This window comes from Pseudomonas maioricensis (assembly GCF_022790535.1).
In the GTDB taxonomy this organism is placed as follows: Bacteria; Pseudomonadota; Gammaproteobacteria; order Pseudomonadales; family Pseudomonadaceae; genus Aquipseudomonas; species Aquipseudomonas maioricensis.
This window is the reverse complement of the sequence record NZ_LOHG01000002.1, coordinates 33,115-54,999: the sequence shown is the minus strand read 5'-3', so window position 1 is coordinate 54,999 and position 21,885 is coordinate 33,115. Positions and strand designations below refer to the sequence as shown.

The following is a 21,885-nucleotide window of genomic DNA, read 5'->3' as shown; positions in this document are numbered from 1 at the left end:
TGGCAGCCTCATGATGGCGGATAGCAATTAGACAGAGTGTAGCCGTACTGAGAAAACCGTCACTCGAAGTTGAAAATTTTTGATCCAGAATGCAAAACCCCCAGCAGGGCCGGGGGTTTTGTGTGTAGCTTGTCTTGCTTACTCGTCGAGGAACGAGCGCAAGTGCTCGCTTCTTGTCGGGTGGCGCAACTTGCGCAGAGCCTTCGCCTCAATTTGACGAATACGCTCACGGGTTACGTCGAACTGTTTGCCGACTTCTTCCAGCGTGTGATCGGTATTCATATCGATACCAAAGCGCATGCGCAGAACTTTAGCTTCGCGGGCGGTAAGGCCCGACAGAACTTCGCGAGTGGCTTCTTTCAGGCTTTCAACCGTAGCGACATCGATTGGCGACTGCATAGTCGAGTCTTCGATGAAGTCGCCCAGATGGGAGTCTTCGTCATCACCGATCGGGGTTTCCATGGAGATCGGCTCTTTAGCGATCTTCAATACCTTACGGATTTTATCCTCAGGCATTTCCATGCGTTCGCCCAGCTCTTCCGGAGTCGGTTCACGACCCATTTCCTGCAACATCTGCCGGGAAATACGGTTGAGCTTGTTGATCGTTTCGATCATGTGCACCGGAATACGGATGGTGCGTGCCTGGTCGGCGATCGAACGAGTGATTGCCTGACGGATCCACCAAGTGGCGTAAGTCGAGAACTTGTAACCGCGACGGTATTCGAACTTGTCCACCGCCTTCATCAAGCCGATGTTGCCTTCCTGGATCAGATCGAGGAATTGCAGGCCACGGTTGGTGTACTTCTTGGCGATCGAGATAACCAGACGCAAGTTCGCTTCAACCATCTCTTTCTTCGCGCGACGGGCTTTGGCCTCGCCGATCGACATGCGACGGTTGATGTCCTTGATTTCAGCAATCGTCAGACCGGTTTCGGTCTGCAGCGCGGTCAGCTTTTGCTGGCAACGCTGAATATCAGGCTGCAGACGGGCAATGGCTTCAGCGTATTTGCTTTTGCCTTTAGCCAGTGCGTCAGTCCAGCTTTCGTCGACTTCGTTGCCTGGGAACTGGCGAAGGAAATCGGCGCGCGGCATACGTGCATCACGTACACACAGCTGCATGATGGCGCGTTCCTGAGCACGCAAGCGCTCAAGTGCACTACGGACGCGCTCGACCAGACCTTCAAACTGTTTAGGAACCAGTTTGATCGGCATGAACAGTTCGGCCAGCGCAACCAGCTCGGCAATTGCCTGCTTGCTGTCGCGACCATGCTTTTTCAGAGCCTTGCGGGTGATTTCCATCTGATCGGAAACCGCACCGAAACGCTGCTGAGCGATGATTGGATCAGGACCGCTTTCGACTTCTTCTTCGTCGTCAGAAGATTCGTCCTTCTCTTCCTCGTCGTCGTCGCCTTCGGCAGCCTTGGCTGTTTTCGGGTCGGCAGGCGGCGGGACTTCAGCTGGCGGCGCAATGCCGTCATCCGGGTCGATGTAGCCGCTCAGTACGTCAGACAGGCGACCGCCTTCCGTCGTAACACGGGTGTACTCGGAGAGAATGTGGTCAACCGTGCCAGGGAAGTGCGCAATTGCGCTCATCACTTCACGGATGCCTTCTTCGATACGTTTGGCGATTTCAATTTCGCCTTCACGGGTCAGAAGCTCGACCGTGCCCATTTCACGCATATACATGCGCACAGGGTCAGTGGTGCGACCAATGTCGGTCTCAACCGCTGCCAACGCTGCGGCCGCTTCTTCTGCGGCTGCTTCGTCGGTATCGGCGTCGGCCAGCATCAGGGCGTCCGCATCCGGGGCACTCTCGTGTACCGGGATCCCCATGTCGTTAATCATGCGGATGATGTCTTCCACCTGCTCGGGATCTGAAATATCCTCAGGCAGGTGGTCGTTGACCTCTGCGTAAGTCAGATACTTCTGCTCACGACCCAGGGTGATCAACTCTTTGATACGAGACTGCTGTTGCGCTTTTCCGGACATAACACCCTATCCACTGAAGGTCTTGGCGGGCAAAAAACAAGCCGAGGATTATACCCGAGCTATGACCTCACGCGCCAGTTGAGGTCGGGGTTTGTGCAGGAACATTCCGATTTAACAGCTTGAGCAGCAGAAGTTTTTCCTCTGCGTCCAGGCCTGACTGGCGTTCCTTCCTGATTAATTGCTCCAGGCTGCGCTCGCGTTGGCGGGCGGATAACCTAGTTATAGTGTCGAAAAACTGTTGTTCAAGGTTATCGGCCGAGATCAACCATTCCTTTTCCGCTAATGCTCGTAGCAATCGGCCTTGTTCGGTGCCGTGCCAGCGGGCAATCAGTTGCAGCGAGCGCAGCTTCGGATTTTTTTGCAAAGCTTCAAGCAAAGCGACCAATAGCTGCGCATAAGTGTGATCTTCTGCCGCAAAGTGGCTGGCATCTTCGACTTTCTCGGCCAGCTCCGGGTGATGCAGAAGTGTTCTCAACGCCGTTAACGTTGGTGGTTCGACGGTCGTCGGCGTGCGCGGGGCACGTGGTTCGTCATCTCCGCGCTTACCTTTTTTGTCCCACGGCTTCTTTTCCCACTTTTTCTGGCCCTGACCGCCGGATTTTTTCGGCGTCCATTCTTGCTGGGGCGCTTCGTATCCGCCCTGTGGCTGGTAGTCAGCGTAGTCGGGCATGGCGTCGTAATCGAAGCCGGGGTCGTAGCTCGGGGGCGCTTCTGCTGGTGCGTTTTGCACCAGCTGACTGACGTTTTCGTTGGTCAGGCCGGTTATTTGTGTCAATCGTTGGCGCATCAGCGTGCGCAAGTTGGCGCCGGGTACCTTGTCGATCAGCGGTGCGGCGAGGGTGGCCATGTGGGCCTTGCCCTCCAGCGAGCGCGGGTCGGCTTCTTTGGTTAACTGCTCGAAGAAGTAGTCGGCCAGTGGCTGGGCATGCTGATGAATGCGCGCCTTGAACGCGTCAGTGCCTTCGGCGCGAACCAGGGTGTCCGGGTCTTCGCCTTCGGGCAGAAAAAGAAATCGTGCGCGGCGCCCGTCCTGCAGGCTGGAGAGTGTTGCTTCCAGCGCGCGCCATGCTGCATTGCGACCCGCCTGGTCTCCGTCGAAACAGAACAGTACGTTGGGTACGACCCTGAACAGGCGTTTCAAGTGCTCTTCGCTGGTCGCGGTGCCCAGCGTGGCGACGGCATTGCGCAGGCCTTGCTGAGCAAGGGCAATGACGTCCATATAGCCTTCAACAACGATGATTTCATCGAGGTTTCGATTGAATTTTCGCGCTTCAAAAAGACCGTAGAGCTCTTGGCCTTTATGGAAGACCGGTGTTTCCGGCGAGTTCAGGTACTTGGGTTTGTCGTCGCCCAGTACTCGTCCGCCAAAGGCGATGACGCGGCCACGGCTGTCACGGATCGGAAACATCACCCGATCACGGAAGCGGTCGTAGCGCTTACCGGTTTCGGCGTTTTCGATCAGCAGCCCTGCATCAATCATCGCTTTCTGCTGGAGCGTGTCGCTGCTCAGATGTTTGTGCAGGTTGTCCCAGCCGGGTGGCGCAAAGCCAAGACCGAAGTCCCGGGCTATTTCGCCGGAAAGACCGCGACCTTTCAGGTATTCCACTGCTGCTTTGCGCGTGGGATGGTTTTTCAATGCCAGGCGGTAAAACTCGGCGGCAGCGGTGAGCAGCGGGTAGAGTGGCGAATCCACAGGCTGTCGTGGCTTTTGCCCTTTTACACCCTGCTCTCGAGGGACTTCCATACCCGCAGACTTCGCCAGATCCTCGACGGCCTGGACGAAGTCCAGATTGTCATGGTCCATGATGAATCCGAGGGCGTTGCCACCTGCGCCGCAGCCAAAGCAGTAATAGAACTGTTTATCGGGGCTGACGCTGAAGGACGGAGTTTTCTCTTTATGGAACGGGCAGCAGGCACTGAAGTTCTTCCCGGTTTTCTTCAGTTGCAGACGTGAGCTGACAACATCGACGATGTCGGTGCGGTTCAGTAGGTCGTCAATGAAGCCTTGGGGAATCAGCCCGGCCATATCGTTCTCATATCAAGCGTTCCGCCATGCAGATCGTGGCGAATCCAGAATGTAACGGCTGCCGCTGACCTTTCTGTAATGCCATTGAGGCATGCACAACCTAGTCTCAGCGCGGCTGCTTATCATCATCTGGAATGGTAGCTGCCAGCAATCTACCTGTGGCCTGCTGTAAACATCAGGCAATTGAAATCAGGCAGTGGCGGCTTTGAAGCGTGTTGCTGTTTGTAGCAAATCGAATACCGTTTTGCGGACTATTCGCGATGCTCAGCGTGTCGAGGGCGACGCAGCCTTGGCTGAGCTTCTTTCGAAGATCATCAAGGCATACTCGTCATTCACCTTGATGCGTTCGTCATGATGACGTGATCAACGTGGCCTGAATCTCAGGCTGGACGTGCTTCGAGGAAGTGGCTGGTGCGCATGTGCGTGCCAGTGTTCTTCTTCAATGTAGCTTTATGCTTTGCCTTAACTGCCGCTAGCCCGGCTTTGAGGCCGGGCATTGCAGAAGCTTGCGACAGACGTCTGTAAATTAATACAGACGAACGGCGCGGCGCTGTTCGCGCTGTACTTTCTTGGCGTGACGCTTAACAGCGGCTGCTGCTTTACGCTTACGCTCAGAAGTAGGCTTCTCGTAAAATTCGCGGCTACGAACTTCAGCCAGAACACCGGCTTTTTCGCAGGAGCGCTTGAAACGACGCAGAGCTACGTCGAAGGGTTCGTTCTCTTTAACTTTGACGGCTGGCATCCAGAGCTACCTTCATTCATTACCGGGGTCAACGTCTCGTGCAAAGACTGCACATAAGTACGTCGGTTTTTAAGGGTTGCGGATGTTAACCCCTCATTGAGAGGAATGCAAAGCCTCTGATCGAAAACCGCTGGTCGGCATAGCGGGTGGCGACTATTATGCGCGCCTTCGAATTCAGCCTCTACAAGGCGCAAACCCATGCTAGTACTGGGATTAGAAACCTCTTGCGACGAAACCGGCGTCGCGCTCTACGACAGTGAACGTGGGCTGCTGGCCGACGCTTTGTTCAGTCAGATCGACCTGCACCGCGCTTATGGCGGTGTGGTGCCGGAGCTTGCTTCGCGTGATCACGTCAAACGCATGCTGCCCCTGATCCGTCAGGTCATGGCCGATGCGGGCACGGTGGCGACCGATATAGATGCCATCGCATACACAGCAGGGCCGGGCCTTGTAGGCGCATTGCTGGTCGGCGCGTCGTGCGCTCAGGCGTTGGCGTTTGCGTGGGACATTCCGGCACTGGGTGTGCACCATATGGAAGGCCACCTGTTGGCGCCGATGCTTGAAGCGCAGCCTCCCGAGTTCCCGTTCGTCGCTTTGTTGGTTTCTGGTGGTCATACGCAATTGGTCAGGGTCGACGGTATCGGCTTGTATGAGCTGTTGGGCGAGACACTGGATGACGCCGCTGGTGAGGCATTCGACAAAACCGCAAAAATGATGGGCATGCAGTATCCAGGCGGGCCTGAAATTGCGGCACGTGCAATCAAAGGTGTCGCGGGGCGTTTTGTGTTCCCGCGTCCCATGACTGACCGTCCCGGTCTGGATTTCAGCTTCAGTGGCTTGAAAACTTCCGCGCTGACGACCTGGCAGCAATGCCAGAGCGCTGGGGACGACGGCGAGCAGACTCGTTGCGACATCTCTCTGGCCTTCCAGCAGGCGGTGGTAGAGACTCTGACCATCAAGTGCAAGCGGGCATTGAAACAGACCGGGATGAAGCGTTTGGTGATTGCGGGCGGTGTGAGCGCCAACAAGTCCCTGCGCACCTCGCTGGAGAAGATGCTGGGCGAGCTAAACGGCCATGTTTTCTATGCTCGTCCCGAGTTCTGCACCGACAATGGCGCAATGATCGCTTTCGCGGGATGCCAGCGGTTGCAGGCAGGTCAGAAAGAGGACTTGAGCATCAGTGTCCAGGCGCGTTGGCCGATGGAGCAGTTGCAGGGTTTGTAAGCTGCAACGTGAGGTGGATTCACCTGTGTGATTCAAAAATGCCGTTCGCGCCCCGCAAACAGGTCGCGTAGATTGCCTCGGTGACGCCAGACGATCAGCAGTGTGAGCAGGGTCATTGGCAATAATGCCCGAGGCTCTTGCCAGGCGAGCAGCGGCAGGGTCATCGGCGTTGCGATCAGCGCCGCGATCGAGCTGGTACGGGTCAGGTAGAACACCAGTGCCCAGACGCAGATTGCCAGAGCGGCTGCGGGGGGGTAGAGCCCAAGTAACATACCCGCGGCGGTGGCAACACCCTTGCCGCCCCGGAAGCGAAAGTAGAGCGGAAACAGATGGCCCAGTACCGCGCAGAGCCCGATCCAGGCCTGCTCCCGCGGGGCCATCCCTGCGAGATTGGCGATCAGTACGGGCAGAAAGCCTTTGCACAGGTCGCCAAGCAGGGTCAGGATCGCGAGCTTTTTGCCGGCCAGACGCAACATGTTGGTCGCGCCTGCATTGCCAGAGCCGCTGGCGCGCGGGTCCGGGCTGCCAGTGAGGCGGCTCAAGAGTATGGCGAAGGACAGTGAGCCAAGCAGGTAGGCGAAAATCGCCAGTAACCAAAACATGCTAACTATTCCGGGCTGGGAAGCCCTGATTCTAACGGCGCATCGCGCCCTTGTCGTGCAGTGGAGAGTGGTGCTTGGACAGAGTGTTCATTGAGGGTCTGGAAGTCGATACCGTTATCGGTGCCTACGACTGGGAGCGGGGCATTCGCCAGTGCCTGCGCCTGGACCTGAGTTTTGCCTGGGATAACCGGCCCGCTGCGGCAGGCGATGACCTGAGCAAGGCGCTCGACTACGCGAGCGTGTCCACGCGCATCCTGGACTTTGCCGACAAGGCGCAGTTTCAGTTGGTGGAAACCTTTGCTGAGCGCCTGGCTGAAGTCCTGATGAGCGAGTTTCAGATTCCCTGGCTGCACCTGAAACTGACCAAGCCCGGTGCCGTTGGGGCCGCCAAGGGTGTGGGCGTGGAGATCGAGCGCGGATGTCGCTGACACGGGTTTATCTCGGCCTGGGCAGCAACATAGAGCGCGAAAAGCATCTGGTTGCCGGGCTCGAAGCGCTGGACGGGTTTGTCAGTGAAATGATCTGCTCGGCGGTGTTCGAGAGCCAGCCGGTAGGGATCAAGAGTGGCCTGTTCTTCAATCTGGTGGTGACCGGTTTTACCGAGCTGCCGTTGATGGAGCTGGACCGCCGACTGAAATTTATCGAGGCGGACAACGGTCGCTACGCACCGGACCGCAAAGGCTTGCCGCTGGATATCGACGTGCTGTTGTATGGCGATCAGGTGGGTAACTTCGACGGGTTGATCCTGCCTCGCGCCGAGATCCTCAAAAACGCCTTTGTGCTATGGCCGTTGTCGCTGATTGCGCCGGATCGTGTGCACCCTGAGGCTGGCGCTTCTTTCGAGCAGCTTTGGGCGCACGCGCAGATTGAGCAACAGCTGTGGCCGGTTGCGTTTGAGTGGCGGGGCAACCAGCTGACCCCGCAGAGTTTGCTAGGCAAGGGCTGAGAAATTGCGGGAGCGATTGGGGGGGGGCGCCCCACCTTGTTCGCGAGAGAGCAATGACGCGGCTTGCCTGAGAGGTCACATCGAACGCATCACGGGCAAGCCTCGCTCCAACGGATTCACCAAAACCTGTGGGAGCGAATTCAATCCGGTTCAAGTCCTGCTGCTCAGCTGTTGTACTGCGCCTTGTAAACCTTCAACGCGTCCAGGCGCTCGGCTTTGAGTGCCTCGCCCAACTCCTGACCCTTGAAACCCTTCTCGATCAGCGGTTGCACGGAGACCGCTCGCGCCGCTTCAGCCGCGCCGCGCAGGTACTCGGCTTGCGGGTAATCGCGCTGTTCAAAACCGAGTCGGCCGCGGGCGTCCATTTCGCACGCAATAATGAAGTCTTCAAAGCGCTGTGGCCGACGATACACATCGAAGCTTTGCAGCAGATCAAGCACGGTTGAAGGCTTCAGCTCCAGAGCCCGGTGGCCATGGGTGTGGTATTGGCCAACCAGCAGTGCCAGTTCCTGGCAGTCGCGTGGCACTTTGAAACGGGTATTTACAGCTTTGATCAGGCGCAGGCCAGTGTGTTCGTGGGCAATATGCTTTGGCCAGTCGGCCTCAGGCGTCAGGCCTTTTCCCAGGTCGTGTAACAGGCACGCCCAGCGTACGCTCAGTGGTTGCTCGTGAATGGCCGCTTGCTGCAGCACACTCAATACATGCTCGCCGGTGTCTATTTCCGGGTGGTGGGCAGCGGGTTGCGGCACGCCAAACAGCGCATCCACTTCCGGCAGAAGCTCCTTGAGGGCGCCGCAGTCGCGCAGCACCTGGATAAATACTTGCGGCTGTTTTTCCATGAGCGCGCGGGAAATTTCCTTCCAGCTGCGCTCCGGCGTCAGCGCATCCAGCTCGCCCGACTCACTGAGCTGGCGCATCAGCTCCAGCGTCTCAGGTGCGACGCTGAAACCATCCGGTGCGTATCGTGCGGCGAAGCGTGCAACACGCAGAACACGGAGTGGATCTTCGGCGAACGCGGGTGAAACATGGCGTAAAACCCGAGCTTCAAGGTCGTGCTGGCCACCGTATGGGTCGGTCAGATTGCCTTCCTTGTCTTCGGCTATGGCGTTGATCGTCAGGTCGCGACGAATCAAGTCATCTTCGAGGGTAACGTCAGGGCTGGCGTGAAAAACGAAGCCGCCGTAACCGCGTCCGCTTTTGCGTTCGGTACGGGCCAAAGCGTATTCCTCGCCCGTCAGCGGATGAAGGAAAACCGGGAAGTCCGTGCCGACCGGGCGATAGCCTTTGATCAGCATATCTTCAGTGGTCGCGCCGAGCACTACCCAATCAACGTCGGTAACCGGTTTGCCCAGCAGACGGTCGCGCACGGCGCCACCGACTTTATAAATTTGCATAAAAAACCTCCGTAAGCGCGACAGGATAAACCTTGTGCCGCTCCTGCGGAGGTAAAACCGAATCAATAGTCATGGGGTGCTAAACAATTACCTCATGAGGCCATGCTGTTAAAGATGCACTACCGCCAGATCAAGCCTGGGATATTCACTGTCGGCATGCTCGCTTTTAGGGGGAACGTGATGAGTTTTCATTACCTGATCGCCTTGTAGCGTTTCCAGATGGATATCAAAGCCCCATAGCCTATGCAGATGCTTGAGGACTTCATCAGTGGAGTCGCCGAGAGGTTTGCGGTCGTGTTGTTGATGGCGCAGAGTCAGCGAGCGATCACCTCGGCGATCAATGCTGTAAATCTGCACATTGGGTTCGCGATTACCCAGGTTGTACTGCGCTGCCAGGGTTTCGCGAATGATGCGGTAGCCGGGCTCATCGTGAATGGCAGGTACCAGCAGGTCGTCTTTCTGATCGTCGTCCATGATGCTGAACAGCTTCAGATCCCGAATGACCTTGGGCGACAGGTACTGCAGGATAAAACTCTCGTCCTTAAAGCTGCTCATGGCGAACTTCACCGCCGTCAGCCAGTCAGTGCCGGCCAGTTCGGGGAACCAGCGGTAATCTTCTTCCGTGGGTTCTTCGCACATCCGCCGGATATCGCGGTACATGGCGAAACCCAGTGTGTAAGGGTTGATGCCGCTGTAGTAGGGGCTATCGAAGCCCGGTTGATAAATGACGCTGGTGTGCGATGTCAGAAACTCCATCATGAAACCGTCAGTGACCAGGCCTTCGTCATACAGGTCGTTCATCAAGGTGTAATGCCAGAACGTGGCCCAGCCTTCGTTCATGACCTGAGTCTGGCGCTGAGGGTAAAAGTACTGGGCAATCTTGCGCACGATGCGCACCACTTCTCGTTGCCATGGCTCCAGCAGCGGGGCATGTTTTTCGATGAAGTAAAGGATGTTCTCCTGCGGTTCCGCCGGGAAACGAGCGTTGTCTTCCTTGCTGTTTTTGTCGGCGTTTTTCGGAATGGTGCGCCACAAGTCATTGATCTGTTTCTGCAGATGCTCTTCCCGGTCTTTCTGGCGACGACGTTCCTCTTCGGCAGAGATGGGGTAAGGGCGCTTGTAACGGTCGACGCCATAGTTCATCAGCGCGTGGCAGGAGTCGAGCAGGTCTTCGACCGCATCGATACCATGGCGCTCTTCGCATTGCATGATGTACTGCTTGGCAAACACCAGGTAATCGATGATTGAGCTGGCGTCGGTCCACGTGCGGAACAGGTAGTTACCTTTGAAAAAGCTGTTGTGCCCATAGCAAGCGTGCGCCACTACCAGTGCCTGCATGCAGATGGTGTTCTCTTCCATCAGGTAAGCGATACAAGGATCGGAGTTGATGACGATCTCGTACGCCAGACCCATCTGGCCGCGAGTGTAGGATTTCTCGGTGCTCAGGAAGTGTTTGCCGTAGGACCAATGGTGGTAGCCCAGCGGCATCCCCACTGACGCATAGGCGTCCATCATCTGTTCAGCCGTGATCACTTCAATCTGGTTGGGATAAGTATCCAGCGCATAGCGCTCCGCGATACGGCTGATCTCGCGGTCGTAGGCCTGAATGAGTTCGAACGTCCACTCTGAACCCGTGGAGAGGGGTTGGCGCTTCTGCTCTCTAGCGGTCATGTCACTAACCTGCGCTGGAAGAGTTCACGGAATACCGGATAGATATCACCGGCAGAGACCAGCTGCTGCTGGGCAAACGTGTCGGCGAATGCTTCACCGATACGTTCGTATTCGAACCATAAGGCTTGATGTTCACGTGGGGTAATTTCCACGTACGTGTAGTACTGCACAAACGGCATGATCTGTTTGATCAGGATGTCGCGGCAGATGGGAGAGTCGTCATTCCAGTTGTCGCCGTCCGATGCCTGAGCGGCGTAAATATTCCATTCGTTAGTGGGGTAGCGCTCAGCCATGATTTCCTGCATCAGCTTCAAGGCGCTGGACACGATGGTGCCGCCGGTTTCTCTCGAGTAGAAGAACTCTTCCTCGTCGACTTCCCGAGCACTGGTGTGGTGACGGATGAAGACCACTTCGATCTTGTCGTAGTTACGCTTGAGGAACAGGTACAACAGGATGAAGAAGCGTTTGGCGATGTCTTTGGTGGCTTGAGTCATGGAGCCCGACACGTCCATGAGGCAGAACATCACTGCTTTGGAGCTGGGGTTGGGCTGTTTGACCAGCAGGTTGTATTTGAGGTCGAAGGTGTCGAGATACGGCACTCGTCGGATGCGGGCTTTCAAGCGATCGACTTCGACTTCCAGCTCCTGAATATCGCCGAAGTTATCCGGTTCCTCACGTTTGAGGCGATCCAGCTCGCTGATCGCTTCTTTGAGTTTGGCGCGGCTGCTGCCGGACAGGGCAATGCGACGCGCGTGAGCGGAACGCAGGGTGCGGATGATATTGATGCGCGAGGGGTTGCCCTCGTTGCTGATGCCCGCGCGTACGGTTTTGAAGGTGTCTGTGCCGGTCAGGTTGCGTTTGACCAGATTGGGGAGTTCGAGGTCTTCGAACATGAATTCCAGAAACTCTTCCTGAGTGATCTGAAATACGAACTCATCCATGCCTTCGCCGGAGTTACTGGCTTTGCCAGGCCCTTTACCACCGCCACCGCCTTGCGGCCGCGCAATGTGCTCGCCAGAGGTGAATTCTTTATTGCCGGGATGGACCACGGTCTGTTTGCCGCCTCGACCATGGTGAAGCACCGGTTCGTCTATATCGCGACCGGGAATGCTGATTTGTTCGCCGTGTTCCATGTCGGTAATGGAGCGGCGGCTGACCGCTTCTTCGACTGCTTTTTTGATGTGATCACGGTAACGCCGTAAAAACCGCTGGCGGTTTACCGTGCTTTTGTTCTTGCCATTGAGACGTCGGTCGATCACATAGCTCATAGGCCCCTCCGGGGAGCTTCAAGTTGTGAGCTGCAAGCTGCAAGTAGAAGCGATTACCCGGATGTCAGATGTCACGTGCTTCGTTCTTGCAGCTTGTAGCTTGACGCTTGCAGCTGCCTTACTGCGACTTGCGGACCCGTAGGTACCATTCGGAAAGAAGCCGTACCTGTTTGTCGGTGTAGCCCCGCTCGACCATTCTGGTAACGAAGTCGTTGTGTTTCTGTTGATCCTCTTTGCTGGCTTTTGCGTTGAAGCTGATGACAGGAAGCAGGTCCTCGGTGTTGGAGAACATTTTCTTCTCGATCACCACGCGCAGCTTCTCGTAGCTGAGCCAGGTCGGGTTCTTGCCATTGTTGTTGGCACGGGCACGCAGCACGAAGTTGACGATCTCGTTCCGGAAATCCTTCGGATTGCTGATGCCCGCAGGTTTTTCGATCTTCTCCAGTTCTTCATTCAAGGCTACGCGGTTGAGGATTTCTCCTGTTTCCGGGTCGCGGTATTCCTGATCCTGAATCCAGAAGTCTGCGTACAGCACGTAGCGGTCGAAGATGTTTTGCCCGTATTCGCTGTAGGACTCCAGATACGCGGTCTGGATTTCCTTGCCAATGAACTCGATGTAGCGCGGCGCCAGGTACTCTTTGATGAACCGCAGGTAACGCTCGCGGGTTTCAGCCTGGAATTGCTCCTGTTCGATCTGCTGTTCCAGCACGTAGAGCAGGTGAACCGGGTTGGCGGCGATTTCGTGTGGATCGAAGTTGAACACCTTGGACAGAATCTTGAACGCGAAACGTGTCGAAAGACCATTCATGCCTTCATCGACGCCCGCGCTGTCGCGGTATTCCTGAATCGACTTCGCCTTTGGATCGGTATCCTTGAGGTTTTCGCCGTCATAGACGCGCATCTTGGAATAGATGTTGGAGTTTTCCGGCTCTTTCAGGCGAGAAAGAGTGGTGAACTGCGCCAGCATTTTCAGGGTGTCGGGCGCGCAATGGGCCTTGGACAGAGAGCTGTTGAACAACAGTTTGTCGTAGATCTTGATTTCGTCGCTGATGCGCAGGCAATACGGCACTTTGACGATATAGATCCGGTCGATGAAAGCTTCGTTGTTCTTGTTGTTACGGAAGCTGTGCCATTCCGACTCGTTGGAGTGGGCCAGCAAAATACCGGTAAAGGGAATCGCCCCCAGACCTTCGGTACTGTTGTAGTTACCTTCCTGGGTGGCGGTGAGCAGTGGGTGCAGCACCTTGATAGGCGCCTTGAACATCTCGACGAATTCCATCAGGCCCTGGTTGGCCCGGCACAGCGCGCCAGAATAGCTGTAAGCGTCGGCGTCGTTCTGTGGGTACTCTTCAAGTTTGCGGATATCGACCTTACCGACCAGTGCTGAAATGTCCTGGTTGTTTTCGTCGCCCGGCTCGGTTTTGGCTACCGCGATCTGATTAAGAATCGATGGATAGAGTTTGACCACTTTGAACTGGCTGATGTCGCCCCCGAACTCAGCCAGACGTTTGGTCGCCCAAGGCGACATGATGGTGCTCAGATAACGACGCGGGATACCGAAGTCTTCTTCGAGAATTGCACCGTCTTCGGTTGCATTGAACAAACCGAGCGGAGACTCGAAAACCGGCGAACCTTTGATCGCGTAAAACGGGACTTTTTCGATCAGTTGTTTGAGCTTTTCAGCCAGCGATGACTTACCGCCACCAACCGGGCCGAGCAGGTAAAGGATCTGTTTCTTCTCTTCCAGGCCCTGAGCGGCATGGCGGAAGTACGAGACGATCTGATCAATGCATTCTTCCATCCCATGGAAGTCGGCAAAGGCTGGGTAGCGGCGGATGACCTTGTTGGAAAAGATCCTCGAGAGCCTGGAGTTGGTTGAGGTATCAACCAGCTCTGGCTCGCCAATAGCAAGCAACAGTCTTTCTGCCGCAGACGCATAAGCGCTGCGATCCTGCTTACAGAGCTCTAGATACTCCTGTAAGGAGAGCTCCTCCTGCCGTGTCGATTCAAAGCGTTGTTGGAAGTGGCTAAAAATACTCATGACGTCACCTCGCTCGATACGTAGAGCCGGCGGCGGATCGTCAGTCGATGTTGGCAGCAGCTGAGAATCCAGATGCCGTTTACCCCCCAAACACCATAAAAGTAGCTACCGATGACCCACGCGCCGGTGTACCGGCTCTCCCCTGATTACGGATGGCCTGAGGCTAAGGATAGTTCGGAATCGGAAAGATAAAGAAGGGATGAACAGAAAGACTGCCTGACCGTCCGTCAGTTAGGACGCGAACCCGCGCAGGACGCGGGATCAACTGAAATAAAAATATTTTCTGTCAGCTCTGAGCGGTTTCAGCAGGAAAGGTACTGCGCCATAGCTCGAATCCGCCATCCAGGCTGTAGACGTCGGAAAAACCCTGGTTCACCAGATAGGCTGCCGCACTCTGGCTAGAGTTGCCGTGGTAGCAGACCACAACCACTGGTTTATCCAGATCGGCATTGCGAATGAAATCGGCAATGGAGTGGTTATCCAGATGCTGGGAGTCGGGAATGTGGTTGCTGGCGAAAGTCTGTGGATCACGAACATCTACCAGCACTGCGCCTTGCTCGCGCAGCGCTTGAGCCTGTTCTGGCGGGATGCGTTTGAACTCGGTCATGGTTGGCTCCTTTGAATTTATCCGGGATTGATTCTGTAGGAGCTGCCGAAGGCTGCGAATAAAGGCGTAGTAGATATACCCTTCGCAGCCTTCGGCAGCTCCTACAGTTGCATTGTATTGTGCTGAGTTTAACGCCTGATCACGCCTGCCGGGTCATGCAGGATTGTCCGGGTCGCCCCTGATTCGGCATTGCCATGGTCATCGCAATCGCACAGATACCGCTCAAAGGTATCAACGTTGAGCATGGTCATCGCCGAACCCCATACGCAGCCGGTGTCTAGCGCGTAGACGTCTGGTTCATCGCAGCGGCCCTCCAGCGCAGCCCAGTGACCGAAGATGATTTTCACATCGCGGGTCTTTCGCTCCGGATGTTTGAACCATGGCTGATAACCGGGCAGGGCGGTGTCGACACCTTCCTTGCCCTTGAGGTCCAGCTTGCCCTCGCTCGTGCAGAAACGCATGCGTGTGAAGTAGTTGGTGATCACCCGTAGCCGCGTGACGCCCTGCAGGTCGCTGTCCCACTTGCTGGGTTCGTTGCCGTACATGCCTTCCAGATAAGACTGATACAAGGCGTCGTCCTGCAAGGCGGTTTCCACTTCTGCGGCGCACTTGATCGCTTTTTTCAGTGACCATTGCGGTGGTATGCCTGCATGGACCATGGCAACGTTGCGGCCAGCGTCGTAATGCAGCAGCTTTTGTCGACGAACCCATTGCAACAAGTTGTCGCGGTCCGGTGCCTCAAGGATCTCGCGCAGGGTGTCGCCTTTCTTCAGACGTTCAATATTGCGCGAGGCGGCTAGCAGATGCAGGTCATGGTTGCCCAATACGCAAGTGACCGAATCGCGGATGCTGTAGAGAAACCGCAGCGTTTCAAGGGACTGAGGACCGCGGTTCACCAGATCGCCCACCAGCCAGAGCTGGTCTCTGGCCGGGTCGAAGTTCACATGTTCCAGGAGGCATTGCAGCGGTTCGAGGCAGCCTTGGAGGTCGCCGACGGCAAACACCTGCATCAGTGCAGGGACCCGGGTACCGCCAGGCGAAACGGCGCGATTACTGCGTCGAAGCGCTTGCCGTCCTGGGCGAGCATTTGATAGGTGCCCTGCATATTGCCGACTTTAGTGGTCATGACGGTGCCACTGCTGTAGGTGTGGCTTTGCCCTGCATCGATAAGAGGTTGTTGTCCCACAACTCCTTCACCGCGAACTTCTTCGACGTGACCGTCACCATCGGTGATCACCCAATGCCGGGACAGCAGTTTTGCGGGCAACTCGCCGCTGTTGTGGACGGTAACCGTGTAGGCAAAGGCAAAGCGATTGTGTTCGGGTTGGGACTGCTCTGCCAGGAAACGTGTGACGACGCTGACGTCGACCTGGTATCGGGAATCGGGCATGCGGTAGGCCTTGGAAGCGAATGCGGATAGAACCGGAAAGCCGGTGGAATCAGTCTAGGACATGTAAACGATAAATGACCAATCAGTCTTCGATCATCTACATGCCCTGTACGCTCAAGCCTGAGCTGATTTCTCGCTCAGTTTGTCCGCGAGACGAACGAACGCAGCCAGATCCAACTGCTCGGGGCGCAAGCTGCCATCTACGCCAGCGGCGGTAATGTCATCACTGCTGAGCAGTAGTTTGAGCGTGTTGCGCAGTGTCTTGCGGCGCTGGTTGAACGCCTCACGCACCACGCGCTCCAGCAGGCGATGATCCTTGGCTGGATGTGGCAGGGTTTCATGAGGCACCAGACGCACGATAGCTGAATCGACTTTCGGTGGCGGGTTGAAAGCGCCTGGACCTACGTTGAACAGGTGTTCAACCCGGCAGTGGTATTGGACCATGATCGAGAGGCGACCGTAATCACCGCCACCAGGAACCGCCGCCATCCGCTCAACCACTTCCTTCTGCAACATGAAGTGCATATCGCGGATCAGATTGGCGTTGTTCAGCAGATGGAAAATCAACGGCGTGGAGATGTTGTAAGGCAGGTTGCCGACCACCCGCAGGCTGTTGTCTGGGGCGTTGAGGCTGGTAAAGTCAAACTTCAGTGCATCGCCCTGATGCAGGTTGAAGTTGGGTTTGTTACCAAACTGATGCATCAGGATAGGAATCAGATCCTTGTCCAGCTCGACTACATCCAACTGAGCGCCGCTGCCGAGTATGCCTTGGGTCAAGGCTCCCTGGCCGGGCCCGATTTCGAGCAGGCGCTCTTCCGGGCGCGCGTGGATGGCTCGCAGGATCTTGTCGATCACGCCTGCGTCATGCAGGAAGTTTTGTCCGAAGCGCTTGCGCGCCTTGTGTTGGAATTGCTCGGTCATGAATGGGTCTCGGCCATCTGATAGGCGGTTTCCAGGGCGACTTGCAGGCTGCCGGTGTCGACATTACCGGTGCCTGCAAGATCCAGCGCGGTGCCGTGGTCGACAGAGGTCCGAATAATCGGCAGCCCCAGCGTCACGTTGACGGCAGCCCCGAAGCCTTTGTACTTGAGTACAGGCAAGCCCTGGTCGTGGTACATCGCCAGCACTGCGTCGCAGTGCTTCAGATATTTGGGGGTAAACAGAGTGTCGGCTGGCAGTGGCCCGCGTAGATCCAGGCCCTCGCTGCGCAGACGCTCCAAAGCAGGTTCTATGATGTCGATCTCTTCGCGGCCCAGATGCCCGCTTTCACCCGCATGAGGGTTAAGCCCGCACACCAGAATGCGAGGTTGAGCGATGCCAAACTTGTTCACCAGATCGGCGTGCAGGATGCGTGTGACACGTTCCAGGCGCTCGGGGGTGATCGCGTCGGCCACATCGCGCAACGGTAGGTGTGTGGTGACCAGTGCTACACGCAAGTCACCCGTGGCCAGCATCATCACAACTTGTTCAGTTTGGGTTAGCTCAGCCAGAAACTCGGTGTGGCCCGAAAAGGCGATACCGCTTTCATTGATGACGCCTTTGTGCACAGGGGCCGTGATCATGCCGACGAAATAGCCATCCACGCAGCCTTGCCCGGCACGGGTGAGGGTTTGCAGGACAAATGCGCCATTGGCTTTGTTCAGTTGACCGGTCACCACTGGCTCTTGCAGTGGCGTATCCCAGACGTAAAGGCTGCCAGCAGGCGCCGGGGTGTCCGGGAAAGCTTCTGGTGTCACGCTGATGAGATCAACAACCACGCCCAGTTGCGCGGCCCGCTCGGTAAGCAGGTCGCGGCTGGTAATGGCAATAAGGGGGTGAGGCTGGAGCTGCGTGGCGAGCAGCAGGCAAAGGTCAGGACCAATGCCGGCCGGCTCGCCGGGTGTCAGTGCGAAACGCTTGGGTTTCACTGTGCAGCCTGGGCTGCGCCAGGGAGTTTGATCTCAACGTAGGCTTCGTCACGGATCTGACGCAGCCAGGTTTGCAGCTCTTCGTCATACTTGCGGTTACGCAGAACTGTCAGCGCTTGCTGGTCGCGAGCCTGGTTGGTTGCGTCCGTGGCACGACGGCCCAGCACTTCCAGCACATGCCAGCCATAGGCTGTCTTGAACGGTTTGGACAACGTGCCTTGCGGCGTGTCGTTCATGACCTGGCGGAACTCTGGAACCAGCGAGTTAGGATCAACCCAGTTCAAATCACCACCGTTGAGCGCCGAACCCGGATCTTCCGAGAAGCTTTTCGCAAGATCGGCGAAGTTATCACCGCTCTCGATACGGTCGTAAATTTTCTGCGCCAGACGGCGGGTCTCTTCTTCACTGCGGATCTCGCTTGGCTTGATCAGGATATGACGCACGTGAACTTCGTCGCGCATCTGTGCCTGGCCTTGGCCGCCACGTTTTTCCAGCAACTTGAGGATGATGAAACCACCAGGGGTGCGAGCTGGAGGCGTTACATCGCCAACAGGCATCGAACCCAGCATGTCACCGAACGGAGGCGGTAGTTGAGCCGCTTTACGCCAGCCCATGTCGCCGCCTTCGAGGGCGCTTTCGCTTGCCGAGTTGGCAATGGCTGCCTGACCGAAATCGGCGCCTTGCTTGAGCTTGCTGTACAGGTCCTGAGCTTTACGGGCAGCAGCCTGGATCTGGTCCGACGATGCACTGTCAGGCGTAGGGATCAGGATGTTTGCCAAGTGGAACTCTTCAGAGAGCTGCGCCTTGCCAAGGTCGGATGCGAGAAAGTTTTTCACTTCCTGTTCCGAAACCTGAATGCGTTCGGCCACGCGGCGTTGACGCACCCGGCTGATGATCATTTCCCGACGAACCTGCTCGCGAGCATCGTTGTAGGAAAGACCGTCATGGGCCAACGCGGCGCGGAATTGTTCCACGCTCATGTTGTTGCGTTCAGCAATGGTGCCGATTGCCTGGTTCAGCTCTTCGTCAGTGATGCGAATGCCGGAGCGATCACCCATTTGCAGTTGCAGGTTTTCCAGAATCAGACGTTCCAGAACCTGCGGCTGCAGTGCCTCGGCGGGTGGTACGCCCGAGCCGCGCTTGGCGATGGTCTGTTGAACTTCACGGACACGCTGGTCCACTTGGCTCTTCATGATCACATCGTTATCGACGATGGCTGCCACGCTGTCCAGTTGTTGAACTGCGGCATTCGCTGCAGTCCCCAGGAACAATGCGCCCAGCAACAGCGGGCGCAGACAATCAGAAAGCTTGGTCTTCACGTTCACGATAACCTTCGATGCCTTTGTCGAGGAAGCTCTCTACTTTGGCGCCGGTAACGCCACCAAGTCCCTTCAACACAATTTGTAGGAATACGCCGTGGTCGCCTTTCTCATTCTGAGGGGCATCCTGGCTGTACTCGTCATAGTCGATCCAGTAACGGCTGATCAGGCGCAGTTTCCAGCAGCAGTTGTCATACTCGAATCCACCGAACGCATCGATTGTGCGATTGCGGTTGTAGTCGTACTGCCAGCGGCTGATTGCGTTCCATTGCGGCACGATCGGCCAGATGACCGAGAAGTCGTGCTGCTGGATCTTGTAGTAGTCCTTCACGTAGCCCGGTTGGCCAGGTGTGCCGTAGTCACCACCACCGACACTCCACCGACCGGTGCTCTGGTCGTAGCGGACCAGGTCATTGCGGTAGCGGTAGCCGAAGTTGACAACTTTGTTGACGTTGTCTTCTGGCTGATAGTGGAACATGGCACTGCCGGAACGGGTGCTGTGGCTATCCGGATCCCAGTTGAAGTCCGAATTGAAGCGCCAGTCGCGGTTGAAGCGGTACAAGTACTCCAGCGCATAAGGCGAGACGTTGGCCTGCGCGTCGTCACGCGTTCTCCAGTCGATGCCTGGAAGCTGAACCTTACGGTCCTCGAAGTAAAGTGCCTGACCGATGCTGAAGCGTTGACGCTCGAAACCGTCGTCTTCAATCCAGCGATTGGTCACGCCCAACGACAACTTGTTCTCATCGCCGATGCGGTCGGAACCGACAAAACGGTTATCGCGGAACAGCGAGTTGTAATTGAACGTGGTTTCAGCTGTGTCGAAAACCGGTATGTCGGTCTGGTCTTTCTCCGGGACATTCAGATAGAACAGGCGTGGCTCCAGGGTCTGGCGGTAATTCGTGCCAAACCACTGGGTTTGACGATCAAAATACAGGCCGCTGTCCACGCTGAAGACCGGAACGCTTCTGCTTTGGCTGCTGCTGTACTCTTCGCCAGCCAGCAAGGTTTGCTTGCCTCTGCCGTCCAGGTCCAGATCGTACTGGGTATAAACGTATTTCAGTTTCGGTGTCAGGTAACCGTAGGACCAGTTCATCGGCAGGCTGACAGCTGGAGCAAGGTTCAACCGATCGCCATTGGCTCGCGCAAGACCTGCAACGTTCTGGTCCAGACGACGCTCGATATTTCCGTCCTTGTCGACGAAATTACCGGTTTCAAGGTCCCGGTCAAAACGTACGGCTTCAGCGTCGTAATCAAACTGCAAGCCGGATGGGCGGTATGGTAGAGAACCGCTCAAGGTGATCTGAGGCAGACGGTTGTAAGGGGTGATATCCGAAATGGTCGCCAGCTTGTAAGCCTGAGCGTTCAGTTGTGCCGTGAAGGTCTCTCCACGGTAGGTCAGGGAACCCTGCTGGTTCAGAAACTCGTGTGACTCCACGCCAATCTGACTGGTTTCCAGATCCTGGAAATAATACGGGTCACTGATGTCGGTGTAGTCAACCTGGGTCAGCCAGCGCGAATCCAGCCCGCCCTTGTGCTGCCAGTTGATCATCCAGCGAGTGTCTTCGTAATCCGTTTGCAGCTTACGATCATCATCATCGTCATTCAGGTAGGCGCCGCCGAACTGACCTTCACTGGTTTTGGTCAGGTAGCGGAACTCGCCTTCCATCAACATGCCGCGTTTGGACATGTAACGAGGATAGAGCGTGGCATCGTAGTTCGGTGCCAGGTTGAAGTAGTATGGCGTGACCAGCATGAGACCGGTATCGCTGCTGGTGCCAATGGATGGCGGCAGGAAACCGGACTGGCGACGGTCATCGATCGGGAAATAGATATACGGGGTGTAGAACACCGGTATGTCTTTGACCCGAAGGGTGGCGTTGGTCGCGGTACCGAAACCGGTGGCCGGGTTCAGCGTGATGTTGTTGCCTTTGAGCGTCCAGGCGTTGCTGTTTGGCTCACAGGTTGTGTAAGTACCGTCCTTGAGGCGAATGATCGCGTTCTCGGCACGCTTGGCGTACAGCGCGTTACCGCGCACGTTCGACTTGTGCAGCACGTACTCGGCGTTGTCGATCTGGGCTTCACCGGTATCGAGTTGCAACTCGGCACGGTCACCCACGATAAGAGCACCGTTGTCGCGCATGCGAACGTCGCCGTTCAACTCACCACGGTTTTCTGCCTGGTACAGGTTGGCCTCCTGGGCCTGGACCTGCATGCTGCCCTGGCGCATGACGACGTCACCGGCCAGCGAAGCAATCTGTTCTTCTTGCTGATAACGCGACGCTTTGGCACCGATAAACATCGGCGCGTCTTTCATTGGCGTCTTGTCGTCCATGCCAGGACGTATCGGCTCGACGTAGGCCCCGGAACAGTATGGTCCGGTTTCTGCCAGTTGTGCCGGGGTCAGGCTTTCGCGAGGAACCCAGTCCAGGTGGCTGTAGTCAGCACTACGCGATTTGAGACCGCGCCCTTTGGCTTCGGTCACCAACTGGGTCTTGGCCACGGCTGGTTCGCTGGTAGAGCTACTGTCCGAGGTGACCGTGCCGTTGGAGCTGACCGACGTAGTGCTATGCACTGGACGTGGAGGCAGCTCGACCGCATTGGTCTTCGGCGCACAATTCCAGGCGCCCGCAGCAGACACTGAACAGTCATACTGTTCCGCTGCGACCGCGAACTGGGTGGCAAGAGGTTGCATCGCCAGCAAACTGCCGGTTACGAGCAACGGAAATTTTTTACGAAACGCGGGGGATTTCAATGCCATC

At 56.6% G+C, this 21,885-nt stretch carries 18 protein-coding genes; 3 read left to right on the top strand and 15 right to left on the bottom strand.

Going from position 1 to position 21,885, the window contains the following annotated elements; genetic code table 11:
- Positions 1–138: 138 nt before the first annotated feature.
- From rpoD to rpsU, 3 genes are all read right to left on the bottom strand, one after another.
- Positions 139–1,989 carry an RNA polymerase sigma factor RpoD gene (gene rpoD, locus AUC61_RS02890; RefSeq protein ID WP_122666922.1) on the bottom strand — a complete coding sequence of 617 codons (1,851 nt, stop codon included), beginning with the start codon at positions 1,987–1,989 and terminating at the stop codon, positions 139–141.
- 67 nt (positions 1,990–2,056) lie between these two features.
- The gene (gene dnaG, locus AUC61_RS02885) at positions 2,057–4,015 is read right to left on the bottom strand and encodes a DNA primase (protein ID WP_243244382.1); all 1,959 of its coding nucleotides are present in this window, start codon (positions 4,013–4,015) and stop codon (positions 2,057–2,059) included.
- Between the two features lie 526 nt (positions 4,016–4,541).
- Positions 4,542–4,757 (bottom strand): 30S ribosomal protein S21, encoded by a 216-nt coding sequence (gene rpsU, locus AUC61_RS02880; protein ID WP_002551877.1) that lies wholly within the window; start codon positions 4,755–4,757, stop codon positions 4,542–4,544.
- Positions 4,758–4,955: 198 nt separating this feature from the next.
- Here rpsU and tsaD point away from each other — a divergent pair, with 198 nt between their 5' ends.
- Complete coding sequence (gene tsaD, locus AUC61_RS02875; RefSeq protein ID WP_243244381.1) at positions 4,956–5,981, top strand: tRNA (adenosine(37)-N6)-threonylcarbamoyltransferase complex transferase subunit TsaD; 1,026 nt, start codon at positions 4,956–4,958, stop codon at positions 5,979–5,981.
- Between the two features lie 32 nt (positions 5,982–6,013).
- Here the strand turns inward: tsaD and plsY are convergent, their stop codons facing one another.
- Complete coding sequence (gene plsY, locus AUC61_RS02870; RefSeq protein WP_243244380.1) at positions 6,014–6,583, bottom strand: glycerol-3-phosphate 1-O-acyltransferase PlsY; 570 nt, start codon at positions 6,581–6,583, stop codon at positions 6,014–6,016.
- A gap of 74 nt (positions 6,584–6,657) precedes the next feature.
- Here plsY and folB point away from each other — a divergent pair, with 74 nt between their 5' ends.
- Together folB and folK are read left to right on the top strand one after the other, a co-directional pair.
- The gene (gene folB, locus AUC61_RS02865) at positions 6,658–7,011 is read left to right on the top strand and encodes a dihydroneopterin aldolase (protein WP_243244379.1); all 354 of its coding nucleotides are present in this window, start codon (positions 6,658–6,660) and stop codon (positions 7,009–7,011) included.
- Positions 7,002–7,529, top strand: coding sequence for a 2-amino-4-hydroxy-6-hydroxymethyldihydropteridine diphosphokinase (gene folK, locus AUC61_RS02860; protein WP_243244378.1), 528 nt, complete (start codon positions 7,002–7,004; stop codon positions 7,527–7,529). The genes folB and folK overlap by 10 nt, the downstream gene beginning before the upstream one ends.
- A gap of 164 nt (positions 7,530–7,693) precedes the next feature.
- Here folK and AUC61_RS02855 read toward each other — a convergent pair whose 3' ends face one another.
- The 11 genes from AUC61_RS02855 to AUC61_RS02805 all read right to left on the bottom strand — a co-directional run bounded on the left by AUC61_RS02855 (position 7,694) and on the right by AUC61_RS02805 (position 21,884).
- Positions 7,694–8,923, bottom strand: coding sequence for a multifunctional CCA addition/repair protein (locus AUC61_RS02855; protein ID WP_243244377.1), 1,230 nt, complete (start codon positions 8,921–8,923; stop codon positions 7,694–7,696).
- A 108-nt stretch (positions 8,924–9,031) separates the two neighbouring features.
- A complete protein-coding gene (locus AUC61_RS02850; protein WP_243244376.1) occupies positions 9,032–10,594 on the bottom strand; it encodes a SpoVR family protein in 1,563 nt (520 codons plus the stop codon).
- Positions 10,591–11,862, bottom strand: coding sequence for a YeaH/YhbH family protein (locus tag AUC61_RS02845; RefSeq protein WP_243244375.1), 1,272 nt, complete (start codon positions 11,860–11,862; stop codon positions 10,591–10,593). The genes AUC61_RS02850 and AUC61_RS02845 overlap by 4 nt, the downstream gene beginning before the upstream one ends.
- Positions 11,863–11,980: 118 nt before the next feature.
- Positions 11,981–13,903, bottom strand: a complete 1,923-nt coding sequence (locus tag AUC61_RS02840; protein ID WP_122666914.1) for a PrkA family serine protein kinase — start codon at positions 13,901–13,903, stop codon at positions 11,981–11,983.
- Between the two features lie 286 nt (positions 13,904–14,189).
- On the bottom strand, positions 14,190–14,510 hold the full coding sequence (glpE, locus tag AUC61_RS02835; protein ID WP_122666913.1) for a thiosulfate sulfurtransferase GlpE: 321 nt from the start codon (positions 14,508–14,510) through the stop codon (positions 14,190–14,192).
- A gap of 128 nt (positions 14,511–14,638) precedes the next feature.
- Positions 14,639–15,520 (bottom strand): symmetrical bis(5'-nucleosyl)-tetraphosphatase, encoded by an 882-nt coding sequence (locus tag AUC61_RS02830; RefSeq protein WP_243244374.1) that lies wholly within the window; start codon positions 15,518–15,520, stop codon positions 14,639–14,641.
- Positions 15,520–15,900, bottom strand: a complete 381-nt coding sequence (gene apaG, locus AUC61_RS02825) for a Co2+/Mg2+ efflux protein ApaG (protein ID WP_243244373.1) — start codon at positions 15,898–15,900, stop codon at positions 15,520–15,522. Before apaG ends, AUC61_RS02830 begins: the two co-directional genes overlap by 1 nt.
- Before the next feature lie 114 nt (positions 15,901–16,014).
- Positions 16,015–16,821 carry a 16S rRNA (adenine(1518)-N(6)/adenine(1519)-N(6))-dimethyltransferase RsmA gene (rsmA, locus tag AUC61_RS02820; protein ID WP_243244372.1) on the bottom strand — a complete coding sequence of 269 codons (807 nt, stop codon included), beginning with the start codon at positions 16,819–16,821 and terminating at the stop codon, positions 16,015–16,017.
- Positions 16,818–17,807 (bottom strand): 4-hydroxythreonine-4-phosphate dehydrogenase PdxA, encoded by a 990-nt coding sequence (pdxA, locus tag AUC61_RS02815; protein WP_243244371.1) that lies wholly within the window; start codon positions 17,805–17,807, stop codon positions 16,818–16,820. Before pdxA ends, rsmA begins: the two co-directional genes overlap by 4 nt.
- On the bottom strand, positions 17,804–19,126 hold the full coding sequence (gene surA / locus AUC61_RS02810) for a peptidylprolyl isomerase SurA (protein WP_162873895.1): 1,323 nt from the start codon (positions 19,124–19,126) through the stop codon (positions 17,804–17,806). Before surA ends, pdxA begins: the two co-directional genes overlap by 4 nt.
- Positions 19,107–21,884, bottom strand: a complete 2,778-nt coding sequence (locus tag AUC61_RS02805; protein ID WP_243244370.1) for an LPS-assembly protein LptD — start codon at positions 21,882–21,884, stop codon at positions 19,107–19,109. The genes surA and AUC61_RS02805 overlap by 20 nt, the downstream gene beginning before the upstream one ends.
- Position 21,885 lies beyond the last annotated feature (1 nt).

Excerpts from the sequence above, each read along its gene's own strand:
- rpoD (WP_122666922.1), bottom strand. The coding sequence starts at position 1,989 with ATGTCCGGAAAAGCGCAACAGCAGTCTCGTATCAAAGAGTTGATCACC.
- dnaG (WP_243244382.1), bottom strand. The coding sequence starts at position 4,015 with ATGGCCGGGCTGATTCCCCAAGGCTTCATTGACGACCTACTGAACCGC.
- rpsU (WP_002551877.1), bottom strand. The coding sequence starts at position 4,757 with ATGCCAGCCGTCAAAGTTAAAGAGAACGAACCCTTCGACGTAGCTCTG.
- tsaD (WP_243244381.1), top strand. The coding sequence starts at position 4,956 with ATGCTAGTACTGGGATTAGAAACCTCTTGCGACGAAACCGGCGTCGCG.
- plsY (WP_243244380.1), bottom strand. The coding sequence starts at position 6,583 with ATGTTTTGGTTACTGGCGATTTTCGCCTACCTGCTTGGCTCACTGTCC.
- folK (WP_243244378.1), top strand. The coding sequence starts at position 7,002 with ATGTCGCTGACACGGGTTTATCTCGGCCTGGGCAGCAACATAGAGCGC.
- AUC61_RS02855 (WP_243244377.1), bottom strand. The coding sequence starts at position 8,923 with ATGCAAATTTATAAAGTCGGTGGCGCCGTGCGCGACCGTCTGCTGGGC.
- AUC61_RS02850 (WP_243244376.1), bottom strand. The coding sequence starts at position 10,594 with ATGACCGCTAGAGAGCAGAAGCGCCAACCCCTCTCCACGGGTTCAGAG.
- AUC61_RS02845 (WP_243244375.1), bottom strand. The coding sequence starts at position 11,862 with ATGAGCTATGTGATCGACCGACGTCTCAATGGCAAGAACAAAAGCACG.
- AUC61_RS02840 (WP_122666914.1), bottom strand. The coding sequence starts at position 13,903 with ATGAGTATTTTTAGCCACTTCCAACAACGCTTTGAATCGACACGGCAG.
- glpE (WP_122666913.1), bottom strand. The coding sequence starts at position 14,510 with ATGACCGAGTTCAAACGCATCCCGCCAGAACAGGCTCAAGCGCTGCGC.
- AUC61_RS02830 (WP_243244374.1), bottom strand. The coding sequence starts at position 15,520 with ATGCAGGTGTTTGCCGTCGGCGACCTCCAAGGCTGCCTCGAACCGCTG.
- apaG (WP_243244373.1), bottom strand. The coding sequence starts at position 15,900 with ATGCCCGATTCCCGATACCAGGTCGACGTCAGCGTCGTCACACGTTTC.
- rsmA (WP_243244372.1), bottom strand. The coding sequence starts at position 16,821 with ATGACCGAGCAATTCCAACACAAGGCGCGCAAGCGCTTCGGACAAAAC.
- AUC61_RS02805 (WP_243244370.1), bottom strand. The coding sequence starts at position 21,884 with ATGGCATTGAAATCCCCCGCGTTTCGTAAAAAATTTCCGTTGCTCGTA.